The organism is Saccharopolyspora indica (assembly GCF_027853965.1).
In the GTDB taxonomy this organism is placed as follows: domain Bacteria; phylum Actinomycetota; class Actinomycetes; order Mycobacteriales; family Pseudonocardiaceae; genus Saccharopolyspora; species Saccharopolyspora indica.
Map to the genome: position 1 here is coordinate 19,389 of NZ_JAQGLB010000014.1, position 20,896 is coordinate 40,284.

A 20,896-nucleotide genomic window follows, 5' to 3' on the forward strand; every position below is an offset into this window, starting at 1 on the left:
CGTCCTGAGCTCGGGTCGAGCGGTCTTCGAGCCGGGATTGCTCTGATGGGCGAACAGATCTCGCCCGAAACGCAAGGAGAACGCCGTGACTGCTGTGGAACCCGCCGAGCCCGCCGCCACCTACCCCTTCGGTCCCGGTACCCAGGTAGATCCCGAACCGGAGTACGGCCGGTTCCGCCGCGAGCAGCCGGTGGCCAAGGTGAAGCTGGCCTTCGGCGGTGAGGCCTGGCTGGTCACCCGCTACGCCGACGTCAAGGCGGTGCTGAACGACTCCAGGTTCAGCCGGGCGGCCACCGTCGAGGCGAAGACCTGGATCAGCCAGTCGGGCCCGGAGGGTGCTTCGCTGGTCATCATGGACCCGCCGGAGCACACCCGGATCCGCACGCTGGTGGCCAAGGCGTTCACCGCCCGCCGGATCGAGGCGCTGCGCCCGCGGATCCAGCAGATCACCGACGAGATGCTGGACGGGATGGAGCGGGCCGGCCAGCCGGCGGACCTGATCGCGCACCTGTCGTTGCCGCTGCCCGTCGCGGTGATCTGCGAGCTGCTCGGCGTGCCCTTCGACGACCACCAGAAGCTGCGGACCTGGTCCGAGACGATCATGTCGAGCACCGCCTTCAGCGCCGAGGAGACCGGCGCCGCCTACGGGCAGCTGGCCGGCTACCTCGCCGGTCTGATCGCGCAGCGGCGGGAGCGGCCGACGGAGGACCTGCTGGGCGCGCTCGTGGTGGCCCGGGACGAGCAGGACAAGCTGAGCGAGCAGGAGATGATCAGCGTTGCGCTGACCATCCTGGTGGCCGGTCACGACACCACCGCGAGCCACATCGGCAACTCCACCTACGCGCTGCTGCGCCGGCCCGACCAGTGGGCGCTGCTGCGCGACGACCCGGCTCTGCTGGAGCGGGGCGTCGAGGAGCTGCTGCGCTACCTCGCGCTCGGCGTGTCCAGCGGGCTGCCCCGGGTGGCGACCGAGGACATCGAGCTCGGCGGTGTGCTGATCAAGGCCGGTGACTCGGTGATCCCGTCGATCACCGCGGCCAACCTCGACGAGGACGTCTTCGACGCCCCGGACCGGATCGACCTCACCCGGGAGCACAACCCGCACATCGCCTTCGGGCACGGCATCCACCACTGCCTGGGCGCGCAGCTGGCGCGGGTCGAGCTCCAGGTCGCCCTCTCGACGCTGGCGCGGCGCTTCCCGGACCTGCGGCTGGCGGTGCCCGAGGAGGAGCTGTCCTGGAAGACCGGTCTGCTCATGCGGGGTTTCCGGGAACTGCCCGTCACCTGGTGAGCGGTTGAGCGCGGAAAGCGGTGAACGCGGGAACGATCCACAGGTCGTTCCCGCGTTCACCGCTTCAGGTCAGCAGCGCTTCGCGGTGATCTCCGCTTCGGCGCTGCCGAGCACGTCGCCGTCGTTGTCGTAGGCAATACCGCCACCTCGGCCCTCGAAGGTGTCGCAGTCGACGACGACGTCCTGGTGCGAGTCGGTGCGCCCGATCCGGTTGCCCTCCTCGTCCCGGATCGGCTGGCTGAAGTCGAAGGCCAGCCCGGTGGGAGAGGTGGCCCGCCAGGTCCCGGTGCAGCGCTCGCCGTCGGTGTTGACCATCTCCATCATCCCGTCCGCGAAGAACCAGAACGGCAGGTCGCGCTCGACCACACCGTCGGAGCGCGTCACGGTCGCGGTCCACTCGCCGACGACGGGGTGCTTCTTCCTCATCTCGTTTCTCCGATCTGCGTGGGTGGTGGGAACGACCGCGCGGCCGGTGCGCACCGGCCGCGCGGGAGCCCTGGTTCAGCTGATCACCACCGCCAGCGCGTTGACGCCCAGCGCCAGCGCGGCCAGGAAGGTGCGCAGCAGGTTCCAGTTGCGCCACACCGGGCGCGGGTCCTGCCAGTCGTCCGGGATCGACGCCGGGTCGAGGCCCTTGACCCGCTTGTTGATCGGGACGTTGGCCAGGTGCGACACCGCGGAGACGCCGAGCAGCAGCACCGCGCCCGCGATGTGCAGGCCGGTGGTCGCCGCGTCCTCGGCGAGCACGGCGAGAGCGACGCCGGCCAGGAAGGAGCCCAGCACGATGATCGGCATCGTCGGATCCCAGCGGCGTCCGAGGAGGCGGTGGGTGTCCACGTACCGCCCGGGTGGCATGGCGGCCATCGCGGGCACCACGCTCAACGCCACCGCGAAGAGCACCCCGGCGGTCACCCCGCTGCCCAGCAGCAGGACGACTCCCAGCACGTCGGTCAGCATGGCCTGTCCTCCCTCGCGTTCGGTGCCCGGTCGCTCACCAGGCCATGACTTGGCCGCCCGCGCGGAAGAACGTTCCGGTCGGGCCGTCGTCGGGCAGCGCGACCAGGTTCGCCACGTCCACCGCCGCCTCCTCGGGGAGCCGCTTGCCCTGCGGGCGCATGCGGCTGCGCAGCTGGCCGGGGTTGATCGCGTTGACCAGCACCCCGGTGCCCTCGGTGTCCTTCGCGAGCAGGACGGTCACCGCGTTCAGCGCGGTCTTCGACGCCGAATAGCCCGGTGCCGAGGGGAACAGCCCGAAGGCGAACGATCCGGTACCGCTGGAGATGTTCACGACGCGGCCCCACCGCCGCGACAGCATGCCGGGCAGGACCGCCTGCGCGACGCGCCAAGCCCCGAGCGCGTTGACCGCGAACTCCTGCGCCACCGCGCCGAGGTCCGCGGTGACCGGGCGGGATCCGGCGTCCAGCAGCACACCTGCGTTGTTGACCAGCACGTCCACCGGCCCGGCCGCGTCGACGGCCCGGCGCACGGAGTCCGGGTCGGTCACGTCCATCGCCACCGCGCGGGCGCCCGCGCCGATGCCGGCGGCCACCTGGTCGGCGACCTCGCGCTCGCGGGCGGCGACCACGACCTGGAGCCCGGCCGCGGCCAGCTGCTCGCTGATCGCCCGGCCGAGCTCGCCGTTCGCCCCGGTGACCAGTGCGGTCCGCGTCGCCATCGCTACCGCACCGCCTCGGCCAGCAGGTCCACCTGCTCGGGGTCCGAGCTGCACGGCATGAAGATGAGCTCGTCGCAGCCAGCCTCCCGGTAGCCCTCGACGGTCTGCCGGATCAGCTGCTCGTCGACGAGCGCGCCCTTCACGACCCGGGTGGCGTACTCCTCGCCGAGGAAGCCGTAGTAGTCGCCGAGGAAGTCCTCGGCGTGCCGGTGCGCGTCCGGGCCGAGCGCGAAGTAGCTCAGGGCGAGCTTGCGCGGTTCCCGGGTCAGGCCGTCGGCGGCCCAGACCGCGCGGGCTCGCTGCAGGTTGGTCCGGTAGCCGTTCGGCGAGCTCCCACCGGCGATCCAGCCCCAGCCGAAGCGGGCCGCGCGTCGCACCGCGCCTTCCGAGTGGCCGCCGAACACCAGTCGCGGCGGGGCGGCCGGGACCGGGCCGACGGGGTGGTCGAACCCGGGCTCCGCGGTTCCCGACCACAGGGCCCGCATCCGCTCGACCATCGCGTCCAGCCGCCGGCCGCGGTTGCGGTGCTCGGTGCCGCCTGCCGCGAAGTCGTCCGCCCGGAAACCGGCGGCCATGCCGAGGATCAACCGGCCGCCCGACAGCCGGTCCACCGTGGCGGCCTGCTTGGCCAGCACCGCGACGTCCGCCCGGTAGGGGGCGATGAGGATCGTGGTGGCCAGCTGGATCCGCTCGGTGACGCCCGCGGCCGCGGCGAGCGCGGTGAGCGGTTCGTAGTTGTCGTAGACCAGGCGGTCCAGCGCACCGAGGGTGCTGAACCCGCCGGTGTCGGCGCGGCGCGCCCACTCCAGCAGGTGCCGGGCCGGCGTACCGGGAATGGTCGCTGGCAGACCGACTCCGATGTCCATGGCGCCCCTCCGCTGCTCGGGTGTGAGCCCGATGCTGGCGGCCTGAGCTCGAAGCCGTCTCGAGGATCGGTGGGGGCGCTGGGAAGTCCGCAGCGGAGAGCCGTGGACCCGGGTTCGAGCCCGGTTCGACCGCGGCTGGCTACGGTCCGGCCGCTGGGAGCAGAACCGGCCGGTGCGCAGGAAGGGATACCGCAGATGCGCGTGCTGATCAACACGTGGGCGTGGCCGACGCACTACTACCAGATGGTTCCGCTGGCCTGGGCCTTGCGCTCGGCCGGGCACGAGGTGCTGGTGGCCAGCCAGCCCGCGCAGCGCCCGGTGGCGGAGGCGACCGGGATGCCGTTCGTCGCGGTCGGCCACGACGTGGACGTCGTCGGCATGATCCGCGCGATCGTGCAGGGCGGTGGTTCGCCGCCCGAGCCGCAGCGGGGATGGGCGCGCAAGGTGCCGCGCTCGACCGCCATGTGGCTCGCGCTGGCCGAGGCCATGGCCGACGACCTCGCAGCCGTGGCCCGCCGCTGGGCCCCGGACCTCGTGCTCCACGAACCGTCGTCCTGGGCAGGGCCGCTGGCCGCGGCCGTGATCGACGTGCCCGCGGTGCGGTTCCCCTGGGGCGCCGACATCATGGCCGCGATGCAGGCCCGGAAGGGCGTGCTGGAGGGGGAGGTCGAGGCGCTCGCGCCGCTGTGCGAGCGGTTCGACCTCGACGGGGTGGACACCCTGGGCTCGGTGACCGTCGACCCGTGCCCGCCGGGCATGCAGGTCCCGGACCTCGCGCACCACCGGACGGGGATCCGGTACGTCCCGTTCAACGGTCCGGGGCAGGTGCCGCCCTGGCTGTTCGAGCGGTCGGACCGGCCGCGGGTGTGCGTGACCTGGGGGACGACGGTGGGCCGGGTGGACGCGGGCAAGGTGCTGGCCGGCGAGGTCGCCCGGGCCATCGCCGACCTCGGCGCGGAGGTGGTGGTGGCGGTGGACCGCGCTCAGCGCGACTCGCTCGGCGCGCTGCCCGACCAGGTGCTGGTGGCCGAGTCGGTGCCGCTGCACCTGCTGCTGCCCGGCTGCGCCGCGGTGGTCGGCCACGGTGGTGCGGGCACCATCATGACCGGGCTGGTCAGCGGCCTCCCGCAGGTGGCGGTGCCGCTGCTGCCGGACCACCGGTTCAACGCCACCCGGCTGGCCGCTTCGGGCGCCGGGATCCTGCTGTCCCGCGAGGAAGCCGGTCCGGACCGGATCCGGGAATCGGTCCGGCAGGTGCTGGAGGAGCCCGGCCACCGCAAGGCGGCCGGGGAGCTGCGCGCGCAGATCGAAGCGCAGCCCCACCCGCGGGACCTGGTGCCCCGCTTGGAAGAACTGGCCGGCGGGAGCTGACCGCCGAACGCAGGAGAACCCCCTCCGGAGAGGGGGTTCTCCCTTGTTTCGCCGATTCAGCCCTCGACCGGCTCCGGCTGCTCGTGGAGTTCCATGAGCACCGCCGCGTCCTGGTCGCCTCGACCGGTCGCGACCACATCGGCGAAGCGTTCCGCCGTCCGGCTGATCACCGGCAGCTCGATGCCGAGCTCGGCGGCTTCCTGCAGCGCCAGCCGCAGGTCCTTCTCCATCAGCCGCGCCCGGAAGGCCGCGGGTTCGTAGTCGCGCCGTTCGATGAACCCGGCGCGGAAGCGCATCACCTCGGAGGCGAACCCGGTGGTGGCGGTGATGACGTCGAGCACGACCTGCCGCTCCAGACCGGCGTTCTCGCCGTAGGAGATCGCCTCGACGAAGGAGGCCAGCTGGGCGCCGAGCAGGAGGTTCAGCACCAGTTTGAGCACGGATGCGGTGCCCGGGCCGCCCAGGTGGACCACCTCGCGACCGGCGGACTCCAGCACCGGTCGCACCGCTGCCACATCGGCGGCCGCCCCGCCGGTGAGGATCCGCAGCTCACCCGCCCTGGCCTGCAACGGGTTCCCGATCAGGCAGGCCTCCACCCGGCGCATCCCCGCCGCGGTCAGCCGCTCGGCGGCGGACCGGGCGAAGGACGGCGACACCGTAGAAGTGTCCACAATGGGCGTTCCGGGGCGCAGCACCGGCAGCAGGCCGCCGAACAGCACCTCCTCCACCGCTCTCTCGTCGCTGAGGCTCAGCAGCACGATGTCGGCGTCCGCGGCGGCCCGGGCCGGTGTCGGTGCCTGCTGGGCGCCTGCCGCGACCAGCGGTGCCGTCTTCGCCGCCGTCCGGTTGTGGACGGTGAGCGGGTAGCCGGCGTCCAGCAGGCGGTGCGCGACGCCGCCGCCCATGTTCCCCAGGCCGATGAGGGCCAGCTTCTGCTTGTCCACTGCTCCTCCGGATCAGCTGGCGGTGGCGCCGGGGCGGAAGGTGTCGATGGACAGCTGCGAGATGCACCGCATGGTGCTCTTGCGGAAGTAGGCCCGGAACCGCTCCGGGGTCGCGGTGTCGCGAGGTTCGGACAGGTAGGGCTTGAGGCGCTCCTCGATCTCGTGCACGCCGCCCTGGGTCGACATGTGCCTGCCGATGTCCTCGATGGTGGCGGCCCCCTCGTAGTGGATGAACCGCACCATCACGCCGTCCTGGATGAACACGCCGGTGCCGAGCAGCTTTCCGACCTCCGCGCCCGACTCGTCGCGCAGGACCGGTGAGCTGGCGCGCTTGAAACCGGCGAAGATCTCCGCGATCTCGTCCTCGAAGCCCGGCTTGACCTTGTAGGTGATGGCTGCGTAGGGCATGTCAACTCCTCGTGTTGTGCGGAATCGGCCTCAGATGCCGCCGTCGGCGGTGATGCTGACCCCGGTCAGGTAGCCGGCCGGCGCGCTGGCGAGGAACAGCACCACGTCGGCGATGTCGCCGGGGGTGCCGAGGCGGCCGAGCGCGGTGAGCCCGGCCAGCTGCTCGCGCAGGCCGGGCGGCATCCCGCCGCCCGGTGCGGGCTCGATGACGCCGGGGGCGACCGCGTTGACCCGGATCGCCCGCGGTCCCAGCTCGCGGGCGAGGGAGCGGGTGAGGCCGAGGACACCGGCCTTGGCGGCGTTGTGGTGGACCATCCCGGGGCGGCCCCGGGTCGCGACCGCACCGCCGATCGTGACCACCGAGCCACCGGGGCGGAGGATCGCCGCCGCGGCGCTGGTGACCAGGAACGCGGAGGTGAGGTTGGCGTCGACCACGCGGTGCCATTGCGCGGGGGTGAGCTGCGCGGCCGGCGACCGCCCGTCCGCGCCCGCGTTGTTCACCACGACGTCGAGCCCGCCGAACGCTCGCCGGCACTCGTCGACCAGGTCGGCCACCGCGGCCGGATCGGTGACGTCGGCGCGAACCACCCGGTGCCCGAAGCCGACCGCGTCGAGCTCCCGGGCGAGCGCTTCGGCCGCCGCGTCGTCGCTGCGGTAGCAGGCGAGGACCGTCGCTCCGGCTCCGGCGAAGGCCAGGCTGGTCGCCCGGCCGATCCCCCGGGTCCCGCCGGTGACGAGGACGCACTTGCCTTGGAGTTCGTAGTCCATCGATTCCCTTTCGCCGTGCGGAGTCGTGGTCACCACCGGTGTCGGGCGGCCGATGCCGACGGCGAGATTGGCAGCGCGGGCTAGAGGTCGCCTAGAACTTGGTTCGGCGTCGTCTCGAGAACCGCTGGGCCGCACTTGTGCCGGTGGATCCGGGTTCGCTACGCAGGTTGCGGCGGCCCGCGAAACCGCTCGGCCAGAAAGTATTTTGGCAAATAAAAATCTTGGTTCCCGAGATATTCGTTGCTAGGTTCTCGCTGACCGGGCCACGAAGCGGAAAGGGGCGTCCCATGGGAACTTCGGCGCCGACCGGAATCAGACCACCGACCGATCCGGCTGTTCCCCGGCGTCGGGGTCTGGTGCTCGCCGTCGTGCTGGTGGCGGGGTTCATGGACTTCCTCGACGCGGGCATCGTCGCGCTGGTCACCCCGGCGATCCAGGCCGACCTCGACGCCTCGCCCGCTGTGCTCGAGTGGGTCATCGCCGGCTACGTGCTGGCGTTCGCGCTCGGCCTGATCACCGGCGGCAGGTTGGGAGATCTCTTCGGCCGCAAGCGGGTTTTCCTGATCGGCGTCGCCGGGTTCACCGTCGCCTCGGTGCTGTGCGGTGCCGCGGTCAACGCCGAGATGCTGCTGCTGGCCCGCGTGCTGCAGGGAGCGATGGCGTCGATCATGGTGCCGCAGGTGCTGTCGATCATCCAGGTCAGCTTCCCGGCGGAGAACCGGGGCGGCCCGCTGGCCGCCTACGGGGCGATGGCCGGGGTGGCCAACGTCAGCGGCCCGGTGGTGGCGGGACTGCTGGTCGAGAGCGATCCCGGAGGCCTCGGCTGGCGCACGATCTTCCTGATCAACGTGCCGGTGGGCCTGGCGGTCCTGGTGCTCGGCGCGGTTCTCATCCGGGAGACCCGCTCGGAGCACCCGGCCGGGCTGGACGTCCTCGGCACGCTGCTGGTCACCTCGGCGATGCTGCTGCTGATGTTCCCGCTGGTGGAGGGCGAGCAGCTGGGCTGGCCGAGCTGGGTGCTGGTGATGCTGGCCTGCTCGGTGCCGGTGTTCTGGATCTTCGGCAGGCACCAGGCGGCCAAGCAGCGGCGCGGCGGTTTCCCGCTGGCCGCGGTCGGCCTGTTCCGGCGCCGCGCGTTCGTCGCCGGGCTCGTGCTGCACATCGCGCTGTTCGCCGGCGTCGCCGGGTTCTGGGTGGTGTTCGCGATGTACACCCAGCTCGGCCTCGGGTTCTCCACCCTGCAGACCGGGCTCACCTCGCTGCCCTGGCCGGTGGCGATCCTGATCTTCTCCGGCATCGGGGTGGCCCTGGTGAACAAGCTCGGGCGCCACCTGCTGAGCCTGGGCGTGCTGCTGATGGGAATCGGCATGGTCGCTCTGCTGTGGGCGGTCACCGGAAGCGCAGCGGTGACGAGCCTGGGCCTCGCGCCCGGCCTGGCCCTGTGCGGGATCGGCATGGCGCTGGTCGCACCGTCCCTGATGGACCTGGTGCTGTCCGGCACGCCGACCGGGGACGCGGGGTCGGCATCCGGGCTGATGAGCACGGCGCTGCAGGTCGGCAGCGCGCTGGGCGTCGCGCTCATCGGCGTCGTCTACTTCGGATCGCTGCCCGACCACGCGCGGGAGCAGGCCGCGATCGAGGCACCGCGGGTCCGCGCCGAGCTGGTGCTCGCGGGTACCCCGGGGCCGCAGGCCGATGAGGTCGTCGACCGCTTCCGCGGCTGCTTCGTCGCGCGCGTCGCCGGTTCCGGTGCCCAGCCGGCGGAATGCGTCCCCGCTGCGGACGAGCCGCCGCAGGCGACGCGGATCGTCGAGGACGCCGCGCAACGAGCCCGCCCGGCCACCTACAACGCGGCCTTCGCCGCAGGTCTGCGCTACGAGATCGCGATGTTCGCGATCAGCTTCCTGCTGATGTTCCTGCTGCCGCGGCGATTGCGGCAGCAGCGCACCACCCGCCCGGAGACCGCGCCCGCGGATTGACCGGGCGGCACCACCGGCGCCGCGCCGCATTGGAGGAGAAGCATGTCCGTCGACGTCCCCGCCGCACCGGCAGCCGAACCCGACGAGCACACCGAAGTGCTGGTCGTGGGCGGCAGCCTCATCGGCCTGACCACCGCGCTGTTCCTGGCCTGGCACGGGATTCCCGCCGTCTTGGTGGAGCGGCGCCCCGACATGTGGGTGCACCCCAGGGCTTGGGGCTACAACCCGCGCACCATGGAGATGCTCACCGAGGTCGGCCTGCTCGACGCGATCGACGCGGCGGGCCCCGACACCGCGTCCTACCGCGACGTGCTGAAGGTCGACGCGCTGGCGGGCGAGGAGCTCGGCCGCTACGCCCCGGAGCACCTGCAGGTCTCGCACCGCGCGTTCAGCGACATCAGCCCGGCTCCCTACAGCCTGTGCGCGCAGCACCGGCTGGAACCGATCCTGCGGGCGCGCGCCGAAGAGCTCGGCGCGGACATCCGCTTCGGCGTCCGGATGGAGGACTTCACCGACGACGGCGACGGCGTGACCGCGACGCTGCACGACGGCGAGCGGACCCGGACGGTGCGGGCCCGCTACCTGATCGGCGCGGACGGCGCCAAGGGCACCGTCCGGGACGCGCTGGGGATCAAGCGCACCGGGGTGCGCGCCATGGCGCACATCATGAACGTGCTGTTCCGGGCCGATCTCTCGCCCGCGCTGCGGGACCGGACGTTCTTCCTGTGCCACGTCGCCAAGCCCGATGGCGCGGTGCTCAACCCGGTGGACGGGATCAACTACGACGCCGACGACCGCTGGCAGCTGCACATCCCCTTCGACCCCAACCTGGGCCAGCGGGCCGGTGACTTCACCGACGAGCGGTGCATCGCGGCCATCCGGACGGCCACCGGGCTGCCCGAGCTGGAGGTGGAGATCATCCAGTCGCTGCCGTGGGAGGTGGCCGGGCTCAACGCCGAGAAGTACTCCTCGGGCCGGGTGTTCCTCGTCGGCGACGCCGCGCACACGATGCCGCCCGCGGGCGCTTTCGGCGCCAACACCGGGATGCACGACGCGCACAACCTGGTGTGGAAGCTCGCCGAGGTCATCAGGGGCGCGGCGGCTCCGGCGCTGCTGGACACCTACGACGTCGAGCGCCGTCCGGTCGCCGGGTTCACCGTGGAGCAGGCGCTGCTGCGCGCGGTGCACCAGTTCCTGGGCGACCCGAGCGTGGCCGAGCAGATCCTGGACGACCGCGTGATCATCTTCGGCTACCGGTACCGCTCGGCGGCGGTGCCCGGAGCGCTGGACGGGGAGCTGCCCTACGAGGACGTGCGGCCGGTGGGCACGCCCGGCACCCGCATCCCGCACCTGGTGCTGGAGCGCAAGGGCGAGCGGTTGTCGAGCACCGAACTGGTGGGCAGGCACTTCCTGCTGCTGGCCGGCCCGGACGGGCAGGGCTGGTGCGAGGCGGCCGGGGCCGCCGCCGGCGAGCTGGGGGTCTCGCTGGTCGCGCACCAGGTCGATGAGGCCGCGGGCGAGTCGGCGTTGCGCGACATCAGCGGTTCGTTCGCCGAGGCGACCGGGGCCGGGCGGGCGGGGGCGCTGCTCGTCCGCCCGGACGGCGTGGTGGCCTGGCGGACGGCTGCGGCCGCGGGCGAGGGCGCGACCGGCGACGTGACCCGGGCGCTGCGGCAGGTCCTGGGGCACGACGCGGGTTGACCGGCACCGGCGTGTCCGGGGGGTGGCGCGTCGCGCCGCCCCCCGGATCCGCTTCGCGGCCAGGCCATTGTGGACGAACACGTGGAGCGGGTCTGGACACCGGTTCGAGGTGGCTTCGAGCGGCGGATGTGACGGTGTGACGGGAAAACACCGCAGCAGTCCGGCGCAGGAGGCCGACCGTGCACCGAACCCTGATCGTCGCCCGCATGGACGCGGGCGATGCCGAGGCCGTCGCGAAGATCTTCGCCGACTCGGACTCCACCGACCTGCCGCGCATGATCGGCGTGACGCGGCGAACCCTGTTCCGCTTCCACGACCTGTACTTCCACCTCGTCGAGGCGGACCAGGACATCGCCGACCCGCTGTACAAGGCACGCGGCAGCGAGCTCTACAAGGACATCAACACCAGGCTGGGCGAGCACATCTCGCCCTACGACCCCGGTTGGAAGGAGCCCAAGGACGCCATGGCCGTCCCGTTCTACGCGTGGACGCCTGCGGAGGGCCCGCAGATCCAGGTGGACGGAGGGGACAAGTGACCGCGACCGGCAGCACGAAGGTCAACGCCGCGGACGTGGAGCACAACACCCGGCGGGGCGGTGACATCCGCACCACGCTGAGCCCCAGGACGGTGGGCTGCAGCTCCGGTTTCGGGGGCGTCCTGCACCTGCGGCCGGGCGAGTTCGTGACCGAGCACTACCACCCGTACTCCGAGGAGTTCCTGCACGTCGTGGCGGGCGAGCTGGAGATGCGGCTGGACGGCGAGCCGGTCCGCCTCACCGCGGGCGACTCGCTGCTGGTCCCGATCCGGGTCCGGCACCGGTTGGTCAACACCGGCCGGGAACCGGCGCACCTGGTGTTCCACCTGTCGCCGCTGGCGCCGCGCCCGGAGCTCGGCCACGTCGACACCGAGGAAGTGGCGAACCCGGCGCAGCGCAACCCGCGGGTGGGGGGATAGCGATGCGCAGCGCAGTCGTCACCGGGATCGGGGTGGTCGCCCCCGGCGGTGCCAGCCGGGAGGCGTTCTGGGAGCTGCTCACCGCGGGCCGGACCGCGACCAGGACGATCAGCCTGTTCGACGCGGCGGAGTTCCGCTCCCGGATCGCCGCCGAGTGCGACTTCGACCCGGCCGCGGCGGGGCTGTCCCCGCAGGAGATCCGGCGGATGGACCGGGCTGCGCAGTTCGCGGTGGTCAGCGCCAGGGAAGCCGTGGCCGACAGCGGGCTGGACCTGGCCTCGCCCGCCCCGGAGCGGATCGGGGTCAGCATCGGCAGCGCGGTCGGGTGCACGACCGGGCTGGAGGAGGAGTACGTGGTGCTCTCCGACGGCGGCCGGTCCTGGCTGGTCGACCACAGCTACGGCGTCCCGCACCTGTACGGGTACATGGTGCCCAGCACCCTGGCCGTCGAGGTGGCCAGGGGCGCCGGTGCGGAGGGGCCGGTCTCGGTCATCTCGACCGGCTGCACCTCGGGCCTGGACGCGGTGGCCAACGGTGTCCAGCTCATCGAGGACGGCGCCGCCGACGTGGTGCTCGCCGGCGCCACCGACGCCCCGCTGTCGCCGATCACCTCGGCGTGCTTCGACGCCATCAAGGCCACCTCGCCGAACAACGACGACCCGGCGCACGCTTCGCGGCCCTTCGACGCCCGGCGCGACGGGTTCGTGCTGGGCGAGGGAGCGGCGGTGCTGGTCCTGGAGGAGCGCGCGGCGGCCCGGCGGCGCGGCGCCCGGATCTACGCCGAGATCGCCGGATTCGCCAACCGCAGCAACGCCTTCCACATGACCGGGCTCAAACCGGACGGCCGGGAGATGGCCGCGGCCATCGGGGTGGCGCTCGACCGGGCGAAGCTCGGCCCGGATGCGGTCGACTACATCAACGCGCACGGTTCGGGGACCAAGCAGAACGACCGGCACGAGACCGCGGCGTTCAAGCGCAGCCTCGGCGAGCGCGCCTACGCCGTGCCGGTGAGCTCGATCAAGTCGATGATCGGCCACTCGCTGGGGGCCATCGGTTCCCTCGAAGTGGCGGCGTGCGCGCTCGCGCTGGACCGGCAGGTGGTGCCGCCGACCGCGAACCTGGCCAACGGCGACCCGGAGTGCGACCTGGACTACGTCCCGGTCACCGCGCGCGAGCACGCGATGGACGTGGTGCTCAGCGTGGGCAGCGGCTTCGGCGGTTTCCAGAGCGCCATGGTCCTGGCGCGATCCGACTGAGGTGCCGCCGCCCGCGCGGCGGTGCAGGTGGGCGGGGCGCAGCGCGACCCCGACGTTCTCCGATCGCGTCCGCGGTGTTGCGGCGCGACCCTTCTCGCCGGCTTCGAGGAGTGAAGTCCATGGGCGCCACCGGCGCAGTGAGCCCGAGCACGACAGCAGTCATCACCGGGATGGGCATCGTCGCCCCCACCGGCATCAGCATCGACGAGCACTGGCAGAGCGTGCTCGCGGGCAAGAGCGCGATCAGCCGGATCACCCGCTTCGACCCGGCGGGCTACCCGGTTCGCCTGGCGGGGGAGGTGCACGGTTTCGAAGCCAGGGAACAGGTGCCCCGCAAGCTCGTCCCGCAGACCGACCGGTGGACGCACCTGGCGCTGTTCGGCGCCGAGGCCGCGCTGGCCGACGCCGGGATCGACCCCGCCGAGGTCGGCGAGTACGAGATGGCGGTGGTGACGTCGAGCTCGTCCGGCGGCACCGAGTTCGGGCAGCGGGAGATCTCGGCGCTGTGGGACGAGCACCCGTCGCACGTGGGCGCCTACCAGTCCATCGCCTGGTTCTACGCGGCCACCACCGGGCAGGTCTCCATCCGGCACGGCATGCGGGGCCCGTGCGGGGTGGTGTGCGCCGAGCAGGCGGGCGGGCTGGACGCGCTCGCGCAGGCCAGGCGACTGCTGCGCACCGGATCGCGGGTGGTCGTCAGCGGCGGCACCGACGCCTCGCTGTGCCCTTACGGCCTGGTGGCGCAGCTGTCGACCGGCCTGCTGTCGGCAGCGGCCGACCCGGCTCGGGCGTACCTGCCGTTCGACTCGGAGGCCACCGGGTTCGTGCCCGGTGAGGGCGGCGCGATCCTGGTCGTCGAGGACGCCGGTTCGGCGCGGGCCAGGGGCGCGGGAGCCGGGTACGGCCGGATTCTCGGGCACGCCGCGGGTTTCGATCCGCCGCCCGGTTCCGGCCGGGAACCCGCGCTGCGCCGGGTGATCGCGGCGGCGCTCGCCGACGCCCGCGTCGAACCGTCCGCTGTGGACGTCGTATTCGCGGACGCGATGGGCGTGCCCGAGCACGACCTCGCCGAGGCGGCGGCGCTGGCCGCGGTCTTCGGCCCGAACGCGGTTCCCGTCACGGCCGCGCCGAAGACGATGACCGGCCGGCTCTACGGCGGTGGTGCAGCGCTGGACGTCGCCACCGCGCTGCTGGCCCTGCGGGACGGGATCGTCCCGCACACCGGCGGCGTCGGCCGGACGGCGCCGCAGTACCAGATCGACCTGGTCCGCGACCAGCCCAGGGAGCGAGCGATGCGGATCGCGCTGGTCCTCGCCCGCGGCTACGGCGGATTCGCCTCCGCCCTGGTCCTGGGTGCGCCGGCGGCGTGAGCGCCGCGCCGGAGATCACGAGCACGAGAGGAAGGCACATGGCCGAATTCACCCTGGACGACCTGAAGCGCGCCCTGGACGCCGATGACGAGGCGGCCGAGCTCACCGACGGCGAGCTGGACACGTCGTTCGACGACCTCGGGTACGACTCGCTGGCCCTGCTGGAACTCGCCGGCCGGGTGCAGCGGGACCACGGGACGTCCATGCCCGACGACGCGCCGGACCACATGCGGACCCCGCGCGCCGCACTGGAGTTCATCAACGCCCGGCTGACCAAGACCGTCGACAGTGGAGTGTGAGATGTCCGCGCACACCGAGAACGAGATCGTCATCAACGCCCCGATGGACCTGGTCTGGAAGATGACCAACGACGTCGCGACCTGGCCGCGGTTGTTCAGCGAGTACGCCGAGGCCGAGATCCTCGAGCAGCGCGGCGAGACCGTCCGGTTCCGGCTCGCGCTGCACCCCGACGAGCAGGGCCGGGTGTGGAGCTGGGTGTCCGAGCGCACGCCCGACGAGCAGACCCGCACGGTGCGCGCGCACCGGGTGGAGACCGGCCCGTTCAAGTACATGTGGATCTTCTGGGAGTACCAGGAGGTCGACGGCGGCGTCCGGATGCGCTGGGTGCAGGACTTCGAGATGAAGCCGCAGGCCCCGGTCGACGACGCGGGCATGGCCGAGCGCATCGACACCAACTCGCCGGTGCAGATGCGGCTCATCCGGGACAAGGTCGAGGCCGCCGCCGCGGCCCGCGGTTGAGGAGCGGCGGCGTGCACGAAGTCCTCGTACCGCTGGTCCTGCTGCTCAACGGCCTGTCCGCCGGAGTGCTGACCGGCACGTTGCTCGGCGGAGTCCCGCTGCTCCTGGCGCTGCCGGACGACCGCTACGTGCACGCGCACGCCTTCTTCGCGACCCGCTACGACCCGTTCATGCCGGCCTGCTTCATCGGCACGGTGCTCGGCGACGTGGTGCTCGTGGTGGTCGCGCCGACCGCCGCGACCGCGGTGCTGTTCGCGGTGGCGGCGGTGCTGGCCGCCGGGGCGGTGGTCATCTCGCTGCTCAAGAACGTGCCGATCAACAAGTGGGTGTGCGGTCTGGACCCGGACCACCTGCCCGCGGACTTCGCCGAACGCGATCCGCGCCGCGCGTGGCAGACGTGGAACCGCGCGCGCTCGGCGCTCGCGATCGCCGCGCTGCTGGTCAACGCCGCCGCGGTCGCCCTGCTGCTGTGAGCAACCCGCCCGATCCCAGGAGGAGAACATGACCATCGATCTGAAGAACGCGAAGGCACTGGTCACCGGTGGCACGCGCGGCATCGGCCGCGGCATCGTGCTCGGGCTGGCCGCGGCCGGCGCCGACGTGATCACCTGCTACCGGCAGGAGAGCGAGGCGGTCGTCTCGCTGCGCAACGAGCTCAAGGAGATCGGCGGCGAGCACCACGTGCTGCGCGCCGACGTCGAACAGCCCGAGGAGATCGCCCGGCTGCTCACCGAGGCCGAGCAGCGGTTCGGCGCGCTGGACGTGGTCGTCAACAACGCGGGCGTGATCTCCCACATCCCGTTCGGCGAGCTCGCGCTGGAGGAGTGGCGCCGGGTGCTGGACACCAACCTGACCGCCAGCTTCCAGGTGATCCAGCGCGCCCTGCCGCTGCTCGGGGACGGCGCGTCGATCATCAACATCGGATCGCGCGGCGCGGCCGCGGGCATCCCGCTGCGCGCCCACTACACCGCGGCGAAGGCCGCGCTCATCGGCATGACCCGTTCGCTGGCCAAGGAGCTCGGTCCGCAGGGGATCCGCGTCAACGTGCTGGCGCTCGGCGTGATCGAGACCGAGGCGCTGGAGGCGATGCCCGCCGAGCAGCGGGAGGCGCTGCGCGCTCGCTACTCCGAGAAGACCTCGCTGGGCAGGCTGGGCACGCCCGCCGAGGTCGCCGGCGCGGTGCAGTTCCTGGCCAGCGATCTCTCCCGGTACGTCACCGGCGAGACCATCAACGTCGACGGAGGTATCTGATGACCGCCAGCGAGCAGGTCTTCCGCGTGATGCTGCGGATGGAGATCAAGCCCGGCGTGGAGGCGGAGTTCGAGCGCGTCTGGCAGGAGGTGGGGGACTCGGTCACCGGGCACCCGGCGAACCTCGGGCAGTGGCTGTCGCGCTCGATCGACGAGGAGGGCGTCTACTACATCGTCAGCGACTGGATCGACGAGCCGCGGTTCCGCGAGTTCGAGACGAGCGAGGGCCACCTGGTGCACCGGCGGAAGCTGCACCCGTACCGCTCCGGCGGCTCGATGGTGACGATGCACGTCGTGGCGCACCTGCCGGGCCGGGTGGCCGCGTGATGCCCGAGGTCCGGGTGCTGATCTACCACCAGGCCGACGACGCCGGGACGGTCGAGGGCGCCTACCGCGAGGTGAGCCGCCGGCTCGCCGAGGTGCCGGGGATGCTGGGCAACGAGCTCCTGCACTCGGCGTTCGACCGGACCGGGTTCGTCGTCCTCAGCCGCTGGGCGGACTTGGCCGCCTTCCAGGAGTGGGAGCGGGGTGCGGAGCACCGGGACAGCACCGCCCCGCTGCGCCCCTTCCGGGACACCAGGCTCGAAGTGCCCTTCGGCGTGTACGAGGTGCGCGCCACCTACTGAGCGCGCGGTCGCGGTTCGCGCGCCGGAGCGCGCGCGAACCCGGCCTTCGATGTCCACAGAGGACGGAACAATGCTTGGGCCGCCGAGCGCCACCGCGAAGGAGTTCTGATGACCAGCACGCTGGGGCGCGTGGCCCCACCGGGCCCCGCGCGGCCCGACGTCGCCGGATGGCTGGTGTGCGAGCACTGCCGCACGCTGATCTACGGCAAGCGCTTCGCCCGGAACCTGCGGGTGTGCCCCGACTGCGGCGCGCACGCGAGGCTGGACGCGCGGGAGCGCGTGGAACAGCTCTTCGACCCCGGCAGGTGCGCGGACCTGCCGGTCGCGGCGACCGCGGACGACCCGCTCGGCTTCGTCGACTCCCGGCCCTACCCGGAGCGCCTGGCCGCCGCCCGCCGTGCCGTCGGGGCCACCGATGCGGTGCGGGTGGTGCGAGCCGAGCTCGCGGGCCACCCGGTGGTCGCGGCGGTGATGGACTTCCGCTTCCTCGGCGGCAGCCTGGGCGTGGCGGCAGGCGAAGCGGTGACCACCGCCGCGGAAGCCGCGCTGGCCGCCCGCGTGCCGCTGCTGCTGGTCACCGCCTCCGGCGGCGCGCGCATGCAGGAGGGCGTGCTGTCGCTGGTGCAGATGGCCAAGACCAGCAATGCGATGGCGGAACTGGACGAGGCGGGACTGCTCACCGTCACCCTGGTCACCGACCCGACCTACGGAGGCGTGGCCGCCTCCTTCGCCACGCTGTCCGACGTGGTCCTCGCCGAACCCGGAGCCCGGATGGGCTTCGCCGGCCGGCGCGTCATCGAGCAGACCATCAAGCAGCAACTGCCCGCGGACTTCCAGACCGCCGAGTTCCTGCTGGCCCACGGACTGGTCGACGACGTGCGCCCGCGCGGCGACCTGCGCGCGGCGCTGGGCAACCTGCTCGCGCTGACCGGCCCGGTGGAACCGGACTGGGGCGCGGGCGAGGAGAACCCGGTGATCAGCGATCCCGGCCGGTTGCCGCAGCGCTCGCCGTGGGAGGTCGTCCAGCTCGCCCGGCACCTCGACCGGCCGACCGCGCTGGACCACGTGGGGCACTGGCTCGACGGCTTCGTCGAGCTGCACGGCGACCGCGCGGGCACCGACTGCCCCGCCATCGTCGGCGGGATCGGCCGGCTGGACGGGCTCCCCGTCGTCGTGATCGGGCACCAGAAGGGGCACACCACCGCCGAACTGGTCGCCCGCAACTTCGGCATGGCCTCGCCCGCGGGCTACCGGAAGGCGATGCGGCTGATGCGGCTGGCCGACAAGCTCGGCCTGCCGGTGATCACGCTGATCGACACGCCAGGCGCGCACCCGGGCCTCGACGCCGAGCGCACCGGGCAGCCCGCGGCGATCGCGGAGAGCATCCGGCTGCTGGGCGGCTTGCGCGTTCCGGTGGTCGGCGTGGTCACCGGGGAGGGCGGCAGCGGCGGTGCACTGGCGCTGGGCGTCGCCGACCGGGTGCTGATGTGCGCGAACTCCAGCTACTCGGTGATCAGCCCGGAAGGCTGCGCCGCGATCCTCTGGAAGTCGGCGGAAGCGGCGCCTGCCGCGGCCGAGGCGCTGCGGGTCGACGCGCGTTCACTGCTGCGCAGCGGGGTGACCGACGGCGTGATCCCCGAACCCGGGGACGGTGCGCACACCGATCCGGCCGTGGCCTGCGACCTGGTGCGCCGCGCCGTCGTGGCCGCGCTGCGAGAACTGCGCCAGCGGACCGGGCCGGACCTGGTCCGGCAGCGGCGGAACCGGTTCCGCCGCTTGGGACTCGGGGAGGACTTCTCATGACCGAGGTGCAGGACAGGCCCGAATCCGAGCTGGCCGCGGTGCGCAGCAGCGTCGCGGAGGTGCTGGCGCTGTCCCCGCGCGCACCGCAGCGCATCCGCGTCCAGCTCGGCGCGGCCAGCGTGGAGATGGAGTGGCCGGAGACCGCGGCGAGCCCGGCGGCGAGCCCGGTGCCGGAATCCGGGCCCAGCGCACCCGAGCTGCCCGCCGTGCGCTCGCCGCTGGTGGGCACGTTCTACCGCGCCCCCGAGCCGAACTCCCGGCCGTTCGTGGCGGTCGGCGACCTGGTCCAGGCCGGCCAGCAGGTCGCCATCGTGGAGGCGATGAAGCTGATGAACCCGGTCGAGGCGGACCGGGCCGGGCGGGTCGCCGAGATCCTGGTCGGCGACGCCGAGCCGGTCGAGTTCGGCCAGCCGCTGCTGCTGATCGACCCGGTGGACGAGGAGCGGGGGCGGTGACGCGCCCGTTCGACACCGTCCTGGTGGCCAACCGCGGCGAGATCGCGCTGCGGGTGATCCGCACCTGCCGCGAGATGGGCATCCGCACCGTCGCGGTGCACTCGACCGCCGACCGCGACTCCGCCGCGGTGCGCGCCGCGGACACCGCGGTGCAGATCGGCCCGGGCCCGTCGAAGCGGAGCTACTCGTTCGCGCCCGCGATCGTGGAGGCCGCCCTGGCGACGGGGGCGCAGGCCGTGCACCCCGGCTACGGGTTCCTGTCCGAGGACCCCGACTTCGCCGAGATCTGCGCGGCGGGCGGCCTGGTGTTCATCGGGCCGCGACCGGAGGTGATGGCGCCGCTCGGGGACAAGGCGACCGCGCGGCGGATGATGTCCGACGCCGGGCTGCCGGTGCTGCCGGGCAGCAGGCGGACCGCGGACAGCGCCGCGGAGGTCCAGGAGGTCGCCGCGAACATCGGCTACCCGCTGATCATCAAGGCCGCCGCCGGGGGAGGTGGTCGCGGGATGGCGGTGGTGCGGCAGCCGCGCGACCTGATGCCGACCTACCGCGCGACGAGGTCGGCGGCGCAGGCGGTGTTCGGCGACGGCCGGGTGTACCTGGAGCGCTTCTGCGATCGGGCCAGGCACGTCGAGGTGCAGATCCTCGCCGACGAGCACGGCAACGTCGTGCACCTGGGCGAGCGGGACTGCTCGGTGCAGCGCCGCCACCAGAAGCTGGTCGAGGAGAGCCCCGCGCCGAACCTGCCTGCCGGACTGGCCGACGAGATGGCCGCGGCGGCGGTCCTGGGCGCGCGGGCGGTCGGCTACACCGGCGCGGGAACCTTCGAATTCCTGGTCCACGAGGGTGGTTTCGCCTTCATGGAGATCAACTGCCGGATCCAGGTGGAGCACCCGGTCACCGAGATGGTCACCGGGATCGACCTGGTGCGCGAGCAGATCCGGGTGGCGGCGGGACTGCCGCTGTCGGTGCGGCAGGAGGACGTGCGGCCGAGCGGTGTCGCGGTCGAGTGCCGGGTCAACGCGGAGGACCCGGCCCGCGGCTTCGCCCCGTGCCCCGGGGTGCTGGCGGAGTTCGAACCGCCGGGCGGTCCGTTCGTCCGCGTCGACACCCACGCCTTCACCGGCTGGCGGATCCCCGCGGAGTACGACTCGCTGCTGGCCAAGGTCATCGCCTGGGGCGCGGACCGGGACCAGGCGCTCGACCGGATGGACCGGGCGCTGCACGAGATCCGCGTCCGCGGGGTGCGCACCACGACCGGCGTGCTGCGCGACGTCCTGGCCGACGAGGTGTTCCGGGCGGCCGAGCACACGACCACCCTGCTCGACGAGCTGTCCGGGACCGACCGCCGCGCGGGCTGAGGCGGCGCGGCCCCGGTGGCGTTTCGGGGGATGCCACCGGGGTTCCGGCCCGACCGGT

24 protein-coding genes are annotated in these 20,896 nt (G+C 72.8%); 17 read left to right on the forward strand and 7 right to left on the reverse strand.

Annotation, left to right across the window (positions count from 1 at the left end; all coding sequences use genetic code 11):
• Nucleotides 1–85: 85 nt before the first annotated feature.
• A complete protein-coding gene (locus OU416_RS26590) occupies nucleotides 86–1,291 on the forward strand; it encodes a cytochrome P450 (protein ID WP_333779659.1) in 1,206 nt (401 codons plus the stop codon).
• A gap of 69 nt (nucleotides 1,292–1,360) precedes the next feature.
• Here the strand turns inward: OU416_RS26590 and OU416_RS26595 are convergent, their stop codons facing one another.
• From OU416_RS26595 to OU416_RS26610, 4 genes are all read right to left on the reverse strand, one after another.
• Entirely contained in the window at nucleotides 1,361–1,717 is a 357-nt protein-coding gene (locus OU416_RS26595) for a hypothetical protein (RefSeq protein WP_270929754.1), read from the reverse strand.
• A 75-nt stretch (nucleotides 1,718–1,792) separates the two neighbouring features.
• A complete protein-coding gene (locus OU416_RS26600) occupies nucleotides 1,793–2,248 on the reverse strand; it encodes an anthrone oxygenase family protein (protein WP_270929755.1) in 456 nt (151 codons plus the stop codon).
• Between the two features lie 34 nt (nucleotides 2,249–2,282).
• Nucleotides 2,283–2,966 (reverse strand): SDR family NAD(P)-dependent oxidoreductase, encoded by a 684-nt coding sequence (locus tag OU416_RS26605; protein ID WP_270929756.1) that lies wholly within the window; start codon nucleotides 2,964–2,966, stop codon nucleotides 2,283–2,285.
• A 2-nt stretch (nucleotides 2,967–2,968) separates the two neighbouring features.
• Entirely contained in the window at nucleotides 2,969–3,832 is an 864-nt protein-coding gene (locus tag OU416_RS26610; protein WP_270929757.1) for an LLM class flavin-dependent oxidoreductase, read from the reverse strand.
• A 195-nt stretch (nucleotides 3,833–4,027) separates the two neighbouring features.
• Between OU416_RS26610 and OU416_RS26615 the strand changes: the two genes are divergently transcribed.
• Nucleotides 4,028–5,203, forward strand: a complete 1,176-nt coding sequence (locus OU416_RS26615; RefSeq protein ID WP_270929758.1) for a nucleotide disphospho-sugar-binding domain-containing protein — start codon at nucleotides 4,028–4,030, stop codon at nucleotides 5,201–5,203.
• Between the two features lie 56 nt (nucleotides 5,204–5,259).
• Here OU416_RS26615 and OU416_RS26620 read toward each other — a convergent pair whose 3' ends face one another.
• The 3 genes from OU416_RS26620 to OU416_RS26630 are packed head-to-tail and all read right to left on the reverse strand — an operon-like array spanning nucleotide 5,260 to nucleotide 7,323.
• Nucleotides 5,260–6,147 carry an NAD(P)-dependent oxidoreductase gene (locus OU416_RS26620; RefSeq protein ID WP_270929759.1) on the reverse strand — a complete coding sequence of 296 codons (888 nt, stop codon included), beginning with the start codon at nucleotides 6,145–6,147 and terminating at the stop codon, nucleotides 5,260–5,262.
• Nucleotides 6,148–6,159: 12 nt separating this feature from the next.
• A complete protein-coding gene (locus tag OU416_RS26625; protein WP_270929760.1) occupies nucleotides 6,160–6,555 on the reverse strand; it encodes a SchA/CurD-like domain-containing protein in 396 nt (131 codons plus the stop codon).
• 30 nt (nucleotides 6,556–6,585) lie between these two features.
• Nucleotides 6,586–7,323 (reverse strand): SDR family NAD(P)-dependent oxidoreductase, encoded by a 738-nt coding sequence (locus OU416_RS26630; protein ID WP_270929761.1) that lies wholly within the window; start codon nucleotides 7,321–7,323, stop codon nucleotides 6,586–6,588.
• 287 nt (nucleotides 7,324–7,610) lie between these two features.
• Between OU416_RS26630 and OU416_RS26635 the strand changes: the two genes are divergently transcribed.
• From OU416_RS26635 to OU416_RS26705, 15 genes are all read left to right on the forward strand, one after another.
• Nucleotides 7,611–9,302, forward strand: a complete 1,692-nt coding sequence (locus OU416_RS26635) for an MFS transporter (RefSeq protein WP_270929762.1) — start codon at nucleotides 7,611–7,613, stop codon at nucleotides 9,300–9,302.
• 42 nt (nucleotides 9,303–9,344) lie between these two features.
• Nucleotides 9,345–11,003, forward strand: a complete 1,659-nt coding sequence (locus OU416_RS26640) for an FAD-dependent monooxygenase (protein ID WP_270929763.1) — start codon at nucleotides 9,345–9,347, stop codon at nucleotides 11,001–11,003.
• Between the two features lie 179 nt (nucleotides 11,004–11,182).
• The gene (locus OU416_RS26645; protein WP_270929764.1) at nucleotides 11,183–11,539 is read left to right on the forward strand and encodes a TcmI family type II polyketide cyclase; all 357 of its coding nucleotides are present in this window, start codon (nucleotides 11,183–11,185) and stop codon (nucleotides 11,537–11,539) included.
• The gene (locus tag OU416_RS26650) at nucleotides 11,536–11,958 is read left to right on the forward strand and encodes a cupin domain-containing protein (protein WP_270929765.1); all 423 of its coding nucleotides are present in this window, start codon (nucleotides 11,536–11,538) and stop codon (nucleotides 11,956–11,958) included. The genes OU416_RS26645 and OU416_RS26650 overlap by 4 nt, the downstream gene beginning before the upstream one ends.
• 2 nt (nucleotides 11,959–11,960) lie before the next feature.
• A complete protein-coding gene (locus tag OU416_RS26655; RefSeq protein ID WP_270929766.1) occupies nucleotides 11,961–13,214 on the forward strand; it encodes a beta-ketoacyl-[acyl-carrier-protein] synthase family protein in 1,254 nt (417 codons plus the stop codon).
• Nucleotides 13,215–13,333: 119 nt separating this feature from the next.
• Nucleotides 13,334–14,584, forward strand: coding sequence for a ketosynthase chain-length factor (locus OU416_RS26660; RefSeq protein WP_270929767.1), 1,251 nt, complete (start codon nucleotides 13,334–13,336; stop codon nucleotides 14,582–14,584).
• Nucleotides 14,585–14,622: 38 nt separating this feature from the next.
• On the forward strand, nucleotides 14,623–14,883 hold the full coding sequence (locus tag OU416_RS26665; protein WP_270929768.1) for an acyl carrier protein: 261 nt from the start codon (nucleotides 14,623–14,625) through the stop codon (nucleotides 14,881–14,883).
• A gap of 1 nt (nucleotide 14,884) precedes the next feature.
• Nucleotides 14,885–15,343: an SRPBCC family protein gene (locus tag OU416_RS26670; protein ID WP_270929769.1), complete on the forward strand. Its 459-nt coding sequence runs from the start codon at nucleotides 14,885–14,887 to the stop codon at nucleotides 15,341–15,343.
• Nucleotides 15,344–15,354: 11 nt separating this feature from the next.
• Nucleotides 15,355–15,816: an anthrone oxygenase family protein gene (locus tag OU416_RS26675; RefSeq protein ID WP_270929770.1), complete on the forward strand. Its 462-nt coding sequence runs from the start codon at nucleotides 15,355–15,357 to the stop codon at nucleotides 15,814–15,816.
• 28 nt (nucleotides 15,817–15,844) lie between these two features.
• Nucleotides 15,845–16,594: an SDR family NAD(P)-dependent oxidoreductase gene (locus OU416_RS26680; RefSeq protein WP_270929771.1), complete on the forward strand. Its 750-nt coding sequence runs from the start codon at nucleotides 15,845–15,847 to the stop codon at nucleotides 16,592–16,594.
• On the forward strand, nucleotides 16,594–16,920 hold the full coding sequence (locus OU416_RS26685; protein WP_270929772.1) for an antibiotic biosynthesis monooxygenase family protein: 327 nt from the start codon (nucleotides 16,594–16,596) through the stop codon (nucleotides 16,918–16,920). Before OU416_RS26680 ends, OU416_RS26685 begins: the two co-directional genes overlap by 1 nt.
• Nucleotides 16,920–17,219 carry an antibiotic biosynthesis monooxygenase family protein gene (locus OU416_RS26690; protein ID WP_270929773.1) on the forward strand — a complete coding sequence of 100 codons (300 nt, stop codon included), beginning with the start codon at nucleotides 16,920–16,922 and terminating at the stop codon, nucleotides 17,217–17,219. Before OU416_RS26685 ends, OU416_RS26690 begins: the two co-directional genes overlap by 1 nt.
• A 108-nt stretch (nucleotides 17,220–17,327) precedes the next feature.
• The gene (accA, locus tag OU416_RS26695) at nucleotides 17,328–19,022 is read left to right on the forward strand and encodes an acetyl-CoA carboxylase carboxyl transferase subunit alpha (RefSeq protein WP_270929774.1); all 1,695 of its coding nucleotides are present in this window, start codon (nucleotides 17,328–17,330) and stop codon (nucleotides 19,020–19,022) included.
• Nucleotides 19,019–19,477 carry an acetyl-CoA carboxylase biotin carboxyl carrier protein gene (gene accB, locus OU416_RS26700; protein ID WP_270929775.1) on the forward strand — a complete coding sequence of 153 codons (459 nt, stop codon included), beginning with the start codon at nucleotides 19,019–19,021 and terminating at the stop codon, nucleotides 19,475–19,477. Before accA ends, accB begins: the two co-directional genes overlap by 4 nt.
• Entirely contained in the window at nucleotides 19,474–20,838 is a 1,365-nt protein-coding gene (locus OU416_RS26705) for an acetyl-CoA carboxylase biotin carboxylase subunit (RefSeq protein ID WP_270929776.1), read from the forward strand. Before accB ends, OU416_RS26705 begins: the two co-directional genes overlap by 4 nt.
• Nucleotides 20,839–20,896 lie beyond the last annotated feature (58 nt).

Coding starts and splice junctions, on each gene's coding strand:
- OU416_RS26600 (WP_270929755.1), bottom strand. CDS start 2,248: ATGCTGACCGACGTGCTGGGAGTCGTCCTGCTGCTGGGCAGCGGGGTG.
- accB (WP_270929775.1), top strand. CDS start 19,019: ATGACCGAGGTGCAGGACAGGCCCGAATCCGAGCTGGCCGCGGTGCGC.
- OU416_RS26635 (WP_270929762.1), top strand. CDS start 7,611: ATGGGAACTTCGGCGCCGACCGGAATCAGACCACCGACCGATCCGGCT.
- OU416_RS26615 (WP_270929758.1), top strand. CDS start 4,028: ATGCGCGTGCTGATCAACACGTGGGCGTGGCCGACGCACTACTACCAG.
- OU416_RS26660 (WP_270929767.1), top strand. CDS start 13,334: ATGGGCGCCACCGGCGCAGTGAGCCCGAGCACGACAGCAGTCATCACC.
- OU416_RS26655 (WP_270929766.1), top strand. CDS start 11,961: ATGCGCAGCGCAGTCGTCACCGGGATCGGGGTGGTCGCCCCCGGCGGT.
- OU416_RS26640 (WP_270929763.1), top strand. CDS start 9,345: ATGTCCGTCGACGTCCCCGCCGCACCGGCAGCCGAACCCGACGAGCAC.
- OU416_RS26610 (WP_270929757.1), bottom strand. CDS start 3,832: ATGGACATCGGAGTCGGTCTGCCAGCGACCATTCCCGGTACGCCGGCC.
- OU416_RS26680 (WP_270929771.1), top strand. CDS start 15,845: ATGACCATCGATCTGAAGAACGCGAAGGCACTGGTCACCGGTGGCACG.
- OU416_RS26685 (WP_270929772.1), top strand. CDS start 16,594: ATGACCGCCAGCGAGCAGGTCTTCCGCGTGATGCTGCGGATGGAGATC.
- OU416_RS26665 (WP_270929768.1), top strand. CDS start 14,623: ATGGCCGAATTCACCCTGGACGACCTGAAGCGCGCCCTGGACGCCGAT.
- OU416_RS26630 (WP_270929761.1), bottom strand. CDS start 7,323: ATGGACTACGAACTCCAAGGCAAGTGCGTCCTCGTCACCGGCGGGACC.
- OU416_RS26605 (WP_270929756.1), bottom strand. CDS start 2,966: ATGGCGACGCGGACCGCACTGGTCACCGGGGCGAACGGCGAGCTCGGC.
- OU416_RS26670 (WP_270929769.1), top strand. CDS start 14,885: ATGTCCGCGCACACCGAGAACGAGATCGTCATCAACGCCCCGATGGAC.
- OU416_RS26625 (WP_270929760.1), bottom strand. CDS start 6,555: ATGCCCTACGCAGCCATCACCTACAAGGTCAAGCCGGGCTTCGAGGAC.
- OU416_RS26595 (WP_270929754.1), bottom strand. CDS start 1,717: ATGAGGAAGAAGCACCCCGTCGTCGGCGAGTGGACCGCGACCGTGACG.
- OU416_RS26690 (WP_270929773.1), top strand. CDS start 16,920: ATGCCCGAGGTCCGGGTGCTGATCTACCACCAGGCCGACGACGCCGGG.
- accA (WP_270929774.1), top strand. CDS start 17,328: ATGACCAGCACGCTGGGGCGCGTGGCCCCACCGGGCCCCGCGCGGCCC.